7 protein-coding genes and 1 pseudogene are annotated in these 7393 nt (G+C 53.5%); 4 read left to right on the top strand and 4 right to left on the bottom strand.

The genetic code is table 11. The features are described 5' to 3' along the window. Positions 1–140 precede the first annotated feature (140 nt). Positions 141–473, top strand: a complete 333-nt coding sequence (locus tag HY788_08645; GenBank protein ID MBI4774232.1) for a NifB/NifX family molybdenum-iron cluster-binding protein — start codon at positions 141–143, stop codon at positions 471–473. 22 nt (positions 474–495) lie between these two features. On the opposite strand, the gene HY788_08640 is transcribed toward HY788_08645, so the two are convergent. Beyond that, positions 496–735 carry a hypothetical protein gene (locus tag HY788_08640; protein ID MBI4774231.1) on the bottom strand — a complete coding sequence of 80 codons (240 nt, stop codon included), beginning with the start codon at positions 733–735 and terminating at the stop codon, positions 496–498. 1016 nt (positions 736–1751) lie between these two features. On the opposite strand from HY788_08640, the pseudogene HY788_08635 reads away from it, so the two are divergent. After that, positions 1752–3195: pseudogene (locus HY788_08635) on the top strand (IS21 family transposase). Next, positions 3195–3947, top strand: coding sequence for an ATP-binding protein (locus HY788_08630; protein MBI4774230.1), 753 nt, complete (start codon positions 3195–3197; stop codon positions 3945–3947). Before HY788_08635 ends, HY788_08630 begins: the two are co-directional and overlap by 1 nt. A gap of 339 nt (positions 3948–4286) precedes the next feature. Here HY788_08630 and HY788_08625 read toward each other — a convergent pair whose 3' ends face one another. Beyond that, complete coding sequence (locus HY788_08625) at positions 4287–4742, bottom strand: hypothetical protein (protein ID MBI4774229.1); 456 nt, start codon at positions 4740–4742, stop codon at positions 4287–4289. Between the two features lie 129 nt (positions 4743–4871). On the opposite strand from HY788_08625, the gene HY788_08620 reads away from it, so the two are divergent. Next, positions 4872–5276, top strand: coding sequence for a hypothetical protein (locus HY788_08620; protein ID MBI4774228.1), 405 nt, complete (start codon positions 4872–4874; stop codon positions 5274–5276). A gap of 481 nt (positions 5277–5757) precedes the next feature. On the opposite strand, the gene HY788_08615 is transcribed toward HY788_08620, so the two are convergent. Together HY788_08615 and HY788_08610 are read right to left on the bottom strand one after the other, a co-directional pair. Next, the gene (locus tag HY788_08615) at positions 5758–6819 is read right to left on the bottom strand and encodes a Fic family protein (protein MBI4774227.1); all 1062 of its coding nucleotides are present in this window, start codon (positions 6817–6819) and stop codon (positions 5758–5760) included. A 204-nt stretch (positions 6820–7023) separates the two neighbouring features. After that, the coding region (locus HY788_08610; protein ID MBI4774226.1) for a hypothetical protein at positions 7024–7393 on the bottom strand (370 nt) is incomplete at its 5' end.

Genomic DNA, 7393 nt, shown 5'->3' with positions numbered 1-7393 from the left:
ACTCAGCGAAAGGGAATGCGGGTCTCCGGAGGGGCTGGGGAGAAACGCCCCTAGAAGGCCGCGCTTCGGTCCCGCGTTTGTCCGTTGATCGACGCGGGCGTTGCAGCCCGCGCCCTCACACACTATAAGGAGACAGATGCATGAAGGTAGCCTTTACAACCTCGGGAAACGATCTCAACGCCCCCTTGGTGAGCCAGTTCGGTCGGGCTCCCAAGTTTCTGGTCTACAATTTGGATGAAGACACGTTCGAGATACTGGATAACCAAAAGAACGTGAACGCGGCCAGAGGGGCTGGAATCGACGCGGCCAGCACCCTGACGCAGCGTGGAGTGAACGGTATCGTGACGGGGTATTGCGGACCCAATGCCTACCGCGTGCTGTCCGCGGCCGGAGTGAAAGTCTATTACACCTATGCAACCACCTTGGCCGGCGCCCTCAAGCACTATCGATCCGGAAAACTCAGTGAGGCCTGACCATTGGATTGTCGAGAAACAATCACACTTGACCCCGAAGCCCGATCGGGGAGTGAACCGCGCCTACGGGCACACGTATTTTACGGACCTTTGAGGCGATAAAGTCATGATTGGGTTCGGTCAGGCAGCGGTACGCCGATGCCTGGGAGCGATGGGACGCCGATTGGGCGGCCGCCTTGGCGGGATCGGTCACGGGCCCGAAAAGCGACAGGATCAGAACCGGAATCAGACAGAGGGTGTACCTGCGGCGGCGCTCGACCATCCTGGGCTCCGTGCTTCAGTGCGCTTGGTTGTTCTTCATGGCATCGGTCGGCGCTAAATTCCACAGACTGTCATGTGCGCCATCCTATTTGATTTCCGGAAAAAAAGAAAGGGACCAGCATTTAAGCTAACCTCTTGATATTCTTGGTGGGCCGTCGGGGTCTCGAACCCCAAACCTACTGATTAAGAGACGATGAACCTCAGCTTTCCAACTTCCTCATTTTGCTATAAGTATTTGGTTTTATAGAAATTAAGCGTTCTCAACTTTGTGCAGACTTGAGCACATTTTGACGATTTTACAAAAAAACCGCACACCAAACCGCACACCACAGAGCGAACGAAAACCTGGCTATGTTTGGGACGCATCGCAAGCTTTCGTTCCTAAGGAGTAGGGCGGACTCAGAAAAATCCAGCCTTAGCAGTTCCTTGTTTTTTTGGTGCGTGCGATGAACGGCAAGGTTCGAGCCCACGACCTCATGAATGCCATTCACATGACCGTCAAGACCCTTTCTTGTATAACCCATTAAAATAACAGCGTATTCGTAAGCTCCTGATCTTCAAAACCCTCTGTAGCATGGTGTGCATGGTGTGCATGCGGTCTAATAATATCAACCAGTTAGCATACGGTCCTATTCAAAAGGGGATAAAATGGGGAATAAAATTTGCGCATCCGAACCTGCGTAGATTGAGCAATGAGTCGCTATCGCCGGCTCGGTTTACTTCTTAATGTTGGGAGCTACTATTCATTCGCACGCCTGCGGCACCCAGTTTAGGGAGCTGACACCCCCCACCAACCTCCTTACTTTGCTGCATGTTGCCATTCTTAAAGCTTTTGAGAGATCGTATGGGTGCGCATTTTTCACCGGTTCTTGCCGATCTTGCTGATCAGCGACAATTAGAATTCCCGTCTGACGACAATTAGAATTCCCTAAATTTGGGAACACAGGCTATCCAAGAATTCCTGAAAAGGAGGCTTGGATGGTCACGGACAGTCAGGTGAGGAAATTGATGAAGCTGATACAAGAGGAAAAGAGTTTGGGGTTGGCGGCATCGAAGGCGGGGATGGATGAAAAGACGGCGAGAAAGTATGGGAACTTTGGGAGGTTGCCGAGCGAGATCGCCGTTGAGCACACGTGGCGAACCAGGGAGGACCCATTCGAGGATGTGTGGGAAGCCGTCGGGGAGAAACTTGTGTTCAATCCGGGTCTTCAAGCCAAGACCTTGTTCGACGATTTGCAGCGTGAATATCCCGGCCGTTTCAGCGACGGCCAGTTGCGAAGCTTGCAGCGTCGGGTGAAGGCATGGCGCGGCCTGGAAGGGCCGGGCAAGGAGGTCTTTTTTGAGCAAAGGCGCCGGCCTGGGGAGCTGTGTCAATCCGATTTCACGAGTATGAACCGATTGGGCGTGAAGATATCGGGGCAGCCGTTCGATCACTTGATCTACCATTTCGTGTTGCCGTATTCGAACTGGGAAGCCGGCACGATTTGTTATTCGGAGAGTTTCGAGAGTTTGAGCCAGGGGCTTCAAAACGCGCTGTGGGAGCTTGGCGGAGTGCCTCAAGCCCACCGAACCGACCGGATGTCGGCCGCGGTTCACAAAACGGACAACCCGGAAGAGTTCACCGATCGCTACAAGGCATTGCTGTCCCATTACAGGCTGGAAGGGAAAAAGATTCGGACGGGCAGGCCGAACGAAAACGGGGACGTGGAGCAACGGCATCACCGCTTCAAGACGGCGGTGGATCAGTCCCTGATGCTGCGCGGAAGCCGGGACTTCGAGAGTCGTGAGCAATATGGTAATTTTCTGCGCGCTCTTTGCCCAGCTCAACGCCGGGCGCCGGGCCCGTTTACAGGAAGAATTGAAAGTCTTGCGCGCCCTGCCTCGTCAAAGGCTTTGTGACTGCAAGCGCGTGATGGTCAAGGTGGGATCCGGCAGCACGATTCGTGTCAACCACAATACCTACACGGTGAACAGCCGTTCGATAGGAGAGACGGTAAAGGTCCGTGTTCATGCCGAGCGTCTCGATGTGTGGTACGCTCAGCGATGTGTCGAGACGATGCCCCGACTGCGCGGAGAGGGGAAACGGCGCATATGCTACCATCATATTATCGACTGGCTGTTGCGAAAGCCCGGAGCCTTTGCAGATTATCGGTACAGGGAAGACCTTTTTCCAACGCATCGTTTTCGGATGGCCTACGATGCGTTGAAACGGACCCGGCCGGCCACTGCGGACAAGGAATATCTCCGCATACTTCACCTGGCGGCTTACGAAGGTGAAACCGCAACGGACGAAGCTATTTTAGCGCTCTTTGACCAGGACCACGCGGTGACGGCGGAAGCCGTGAAAGAGATGCTTCATTCAGACAGCCAGACTTTGCCTGTAACAGACGTGTGCATAAGCGAGGTGGACCTCAGGGCCTACGACGGTCTTTTGGGAAAGGCGGAGGGAGCGTCATGGTGATGGCCGAGCTGAGAAGCGACATGACGCGGACCTTGAGAGAACTCCATCTGCCCACGGTGCGGGAGTGCTACGAGGAGCAAGCCGACCAGGCCAGGAAGGAGTCGCTGACGTACGAACAGTATCTTTATGAACTGGTCCAAAAAGAATGTGAAGTCCGCGGGCAAAAACGGACAGAGCGGTTTTTACGGGAATCGAAACTGCCCCTGGAAAAGAGCATGGACACCTTCGACATGAAGAGGTTGCCACCCAAGATAAGGCATCAAGTGAAGGTGCTGGCCGAGGGGGCCTTTACGGAGCAGGCGGAAAACGTCCTGGCCTTTGGAAATCCGGGCAGCGGGAAGACGCATCTCCCGTGCGCCGTAGGGCAGGAGTTGGTCCATCAGGGGCTGCGGGTTCTTTTTACCACCTGCAACCTGCTGGTACAAAACCTTCTGCTCGCCAAGCGGGATCTGACTTTGTCCCGCGCCTTGAAACGCTTCGAGAAATACCAGGCCCTGCTCATAGACGACATAGGGTACGTGCAGCAAAACAGGGAAGAGATGGAGGTCCTGTTCGCCCTTCTGGCGGACCGCTACGAGCGCGGCAGCATCATGATCACGAGCAACCTGCCCTTCTCGAAATGGGAGTCCATCTTCAAAGACCCGATGACCACGGCGGCGGCCATCGATCGCCTCGTGCATCACTGTGTTATCCTGGAACTCAACCTGCCGAGCTATCGTCTGGAACAGTCCCGGCAAGGGGAGAAACCTTGAACATGAGTCTATTCAACTCCCTCCGGAAACGAGGGACGGAGCGCTCCGTCCGGCTGCGGCGGCGCACCTCCGACGGGAGTTAGGGCGGCCCATTCTCGACGCGCCGCCGGTCCGACCGACGCGCTCTTTTGCGGCTTCGATCAACGCCGGTGGAACGCGGTCCGGGCTAACTTCGAACAAGATGTACAAAGGGGAAACCCGAAAAAGAAAACCACGGCACCGAGGGCCGGGAATTTTAATCTTATCTTCCTCCTCCGAAGACGACCCCGCAAAATATCCGGCTGTTGGATCTGCGGCAAATGGGTACTTCAGGTTCATGGCATCTACTTGTTTCCACTTTCAAGTGCATTTGCGATGTTCTTCTATCAAGAAACGGGCCAACCACACAAGCCATTGAAAGTAAAAACATATCTGAACCGGACTTGGTCTTCGACTGCTCAGAAATTGAGCACCCCTCCACAGTGCGGTTATCACTACCCACGCAGAGCAGGACCAAATGCCTTCTTCCAACCTATTCAAAATCGGGCGCAGCCTACGGCCATTGTGTCGGTATTCTTCGTGAATATTCCAGCCTGTTTCCGGTTTGTCCACAAAATAGACGATGCCCCGTAAGTCCAACAAGGCTTTTGTTTTCCCATCGGAGAAGCCGTCACCGTTCACGTTGACCAGCCAGAGCCTTGCCGCTCTTTTGTATTGCTTTTGGAGTTGGGACCGGACTTCCGAAAACTTGCCGGGAAAGAGTTTAAGCCCCTCGCGTAGTCCACCACCGTATTCCGACGTATCCAGTATGCTCATGCGCACATCCACCTTCTCCCGGGGAAATGGATACCTCTCCAAAAGACCAGCTATGACTCTGAAGGTGACCACTGGTGGTGTGGTGACAGGAATGTACTTGATAGGGGCTAAACCCAGGAAATGCTCTACATGCGCAATGACCTCCTTGGGGGCGTCGGCATTTACGAAAGCGCTCACATAGTCCTGAAGGTCACGTTCCGGCCACCCGAATCTTCGGGCGTCGGTTTCCCTAAAATGACACGCATGGATATGTTGGCTCTGCTGATTGAAATCGCAAAGAGCAGTACCAGGTTTTATCCCCCCTACACGAATCGACAGGCAGTCATACTGACCGTCTCCTGGATGGGTCTCATAGACTCGAAGTGCTTGTTTTTCATGGTGGCGACGAAGAATTTCGGCAACTATTCGCCAAGTTACGGCTGTAGTGAGCTGGAATCGATACTGGTTGGGCATTTATTTTCCTTTCGAAGCGGAGGGCTTGCCAAATCACGCCAGGAGAACAAGCTGTTTCATATTGTCTCTTCCGACGGATGAAATGCTTTCGCCTCGGACACCACCCACTCGAAAGTATCCAGGAACTTATTCAAACTCTCTGGATTTGTCAGAGTCGAGAGCGGCAAACTCGGGCGCGTATTCAGTCTATTTTCGCGAATGTTCACACCGTTGGACATCCATTTTCTCCATTTGAAATTGAGCTTCGTTTTCGTTCGCGTATCTCGTGAACTGGATTTGATTTTTAGATTGATTTCCCAGCGATTGGGCGGGCGACACTCCATTGCTACCGCAAACTTTGCGCCAAACATCCAACTTGTTGGAAATACAGCGTAGTTTGCTCAGCTATAGTTCTCACCTGCTCAGAAATTGAGCAATCGGGGGTTGGGCGCCGGGGGTGGTTTGCTCAGAAACTGCGCACATCTTTTCATCCGGCACCCATAATAGCCGTTTATGATCCCATTAATAGTATCATGATCCCTTTTAAGTTTAGGACTGAGGATCGTAGCCATTCATGATACCATTAACGGGTCATGATCCCTTTTTTCGCCCACACGGCATCTCTGCCGGATTTGACGCATTCCACCGCTCCTTCCTCACGAAGTCGGGCCAGCACACGCTTGATTGTCGGCCGGCTCACGTTTGGGCAGGCCTGAGCCAGATCGGCATAGCGGAAGCCGGCCGGAAGTTTCCGAATCGCCGCTATGACCATTTCAGTCTTTGCGCCGCGAGCAGTTGTCAGTTCGCCGGTGCGACGTTCGAATTCACGGTAGGCGCCGAGCAGCATCACGCCCAGAAAATATTCCCACCACGGCAGCAGCGTGTGGACCCCCCCGTGCCAACCTTGAGAGGATTTGTACAGAGCATCGTAATAGCCCACACGCTGGTTTTCGATCAGATGCTCCAAACTTACATACCGACCGACCTCGAAACCCGCCCGATAGAGAAGAAGGAGCGTGAGCAGTCGCGCCATCCTTCCGTTGCCGTCGGTAAAAGGGTGTATGCACAAGAAATCGAGGACATAAGCCGGTATGAGCAGCAGGGGATCGATCAAGCCCTCGTTCCATTCATCACGGAACCGTGTGTGCAGGCGTTCCATTGCTTCGGGTGTCCGATGCGCGGGGGTCGGTCTGAATCGCGTAATCTTCGTTCCGTCGGCCAACGTCTCGGAAATCTCGTTGTCGGTCATCTTCCACCGCCCACCCTGCTGTGCAACGAATTGATAAAGATCACGATGAAGCTGAAGGACGATACCGACAGTGAACGGCATGTTGGCGTGGTTGGCGTGAATTGTCGCGAGAGCATCCCGGTAACCGGCGATTTCCTGCTCCGGACGGTTCTTGGGCGTGGTTTTATGTTCTACAAGCTTCTTGATACGATCAACCGGGGCTTCGATTCCCTCAATTCGGTTCGATGATTCGGTGCTCTGAATGATGGCGACCTGGCGCAGCGACTCAAGCACTTGAGGGGTCTGCTGCCTGAAAAGCGCCTCCTTCCCCAGGTATTCGCCCAACAGGCGGATAGTGCGCAGAAGAGAATGGGGAATAGGCTGTTTTTCCAAAAAACCTGATTCAAACGAATGCATGGCTACTCCAAAACGATCCGGATTTTGCCAGGCTCGTTGTCCTTGGGAAGCACGAGCAGGTATTCTTCGAACCGTTTCTTCATTTCAGGAGGTTGTTGAGGCCGCGGAATTCCCATCTTCTAACTGAACACGAAAACGTGTTCAGTTAGGCACGGTTGCTTCGTATCCTTGGTTCATGGAACCATCCCTCATCCTTTCCGCGGATCACTCTAACCTTTCTGTCCGCCTTGAGTAAATTTCAAACTTTACAAACGGCCAGCCGATGCTCCTTTTTGATGCCGTACAGTATGAATCCTTTACCGGAATCATCAGTTCACAATTACCGTCAATGAGAAAGGTCGAATTGACGTTACGGTTCTGTTTGGCTCCCTGCAATTCTTCTCCCTCAATGATGAGTACTTCTTGCTTTCCCCGGTTGATCAATTTCAGATCGGGGACACTGCCCGACTCGCTCACTTCCGTAACCTCGATCTGTTCCCGCTCGATCGCCTCATCAAGGGTCAGGTAGTCCGGTTCGCCGTTGTCCGGCGCCAAGAGAGGAAATAAGGTCATGTTGAGATGGGTCTGTTTTTTT

The organism is Deltaproteobacteria bacterium (assembly GCA_016208165.1).
GTDB lineage: Bacteria > Desulfobacterota > Desulfarculia > JACQYL01 > JACQYL01 > JACQYL01.
The sequence above is the reverse complement of the archived record's forward strand: the minus strand, read 5'-3'. Positions and strand labels throughout refer to the sequence as shown.

What these genes read in the sequence shown, in the direction of transcription:
- HY788_08645 (MBI4774232.1), top strand. Translation starts at nt 141, where the DNA reads ATGAAGGTAGCCTTTACAACCTCGGGAAACGATCTCAACGCCCCCTTG.
- HY788_08640 (MBI4774231.1), bottom strand. Translation starts at nt 735, where the DNA reads ATGGTCGAGCGCCGCCGCAGGTACACCCTCTGTCTGATTCCGGTTCTG.
- HY788_08630 (MBI4774230.1), top strand. Translation starts at nt 3,195, where the DNA reads ATGGCCGAGCTGAGAAGCGACATGACGCGGACCTTGAGAGAACTCCAT.
- HY788_08625 (MBI4774229.1), bottom strand. Translation starts at nt 4,742, where the DNA reads ATGAGCATACTGGATACGTCGGAATACGGTGGTGGACTACGCGAGGGG.
- HY788_08620 (MBI4774228.1), top strand. Translation starts at nt 4,872, where the DNA reads ATGCGCAATGACCTCCTTGGGGGCGTCGGCATTTACGAAAGCGCTCAC.
- HY788_08615 (MBI4774227.1), bottom strand. Translation starts at nt 6,819, where the DNA reads ATGCATTCGTTTGAATCAGGTTTTTTGGAAAAACAGCCTATTCCCCAT.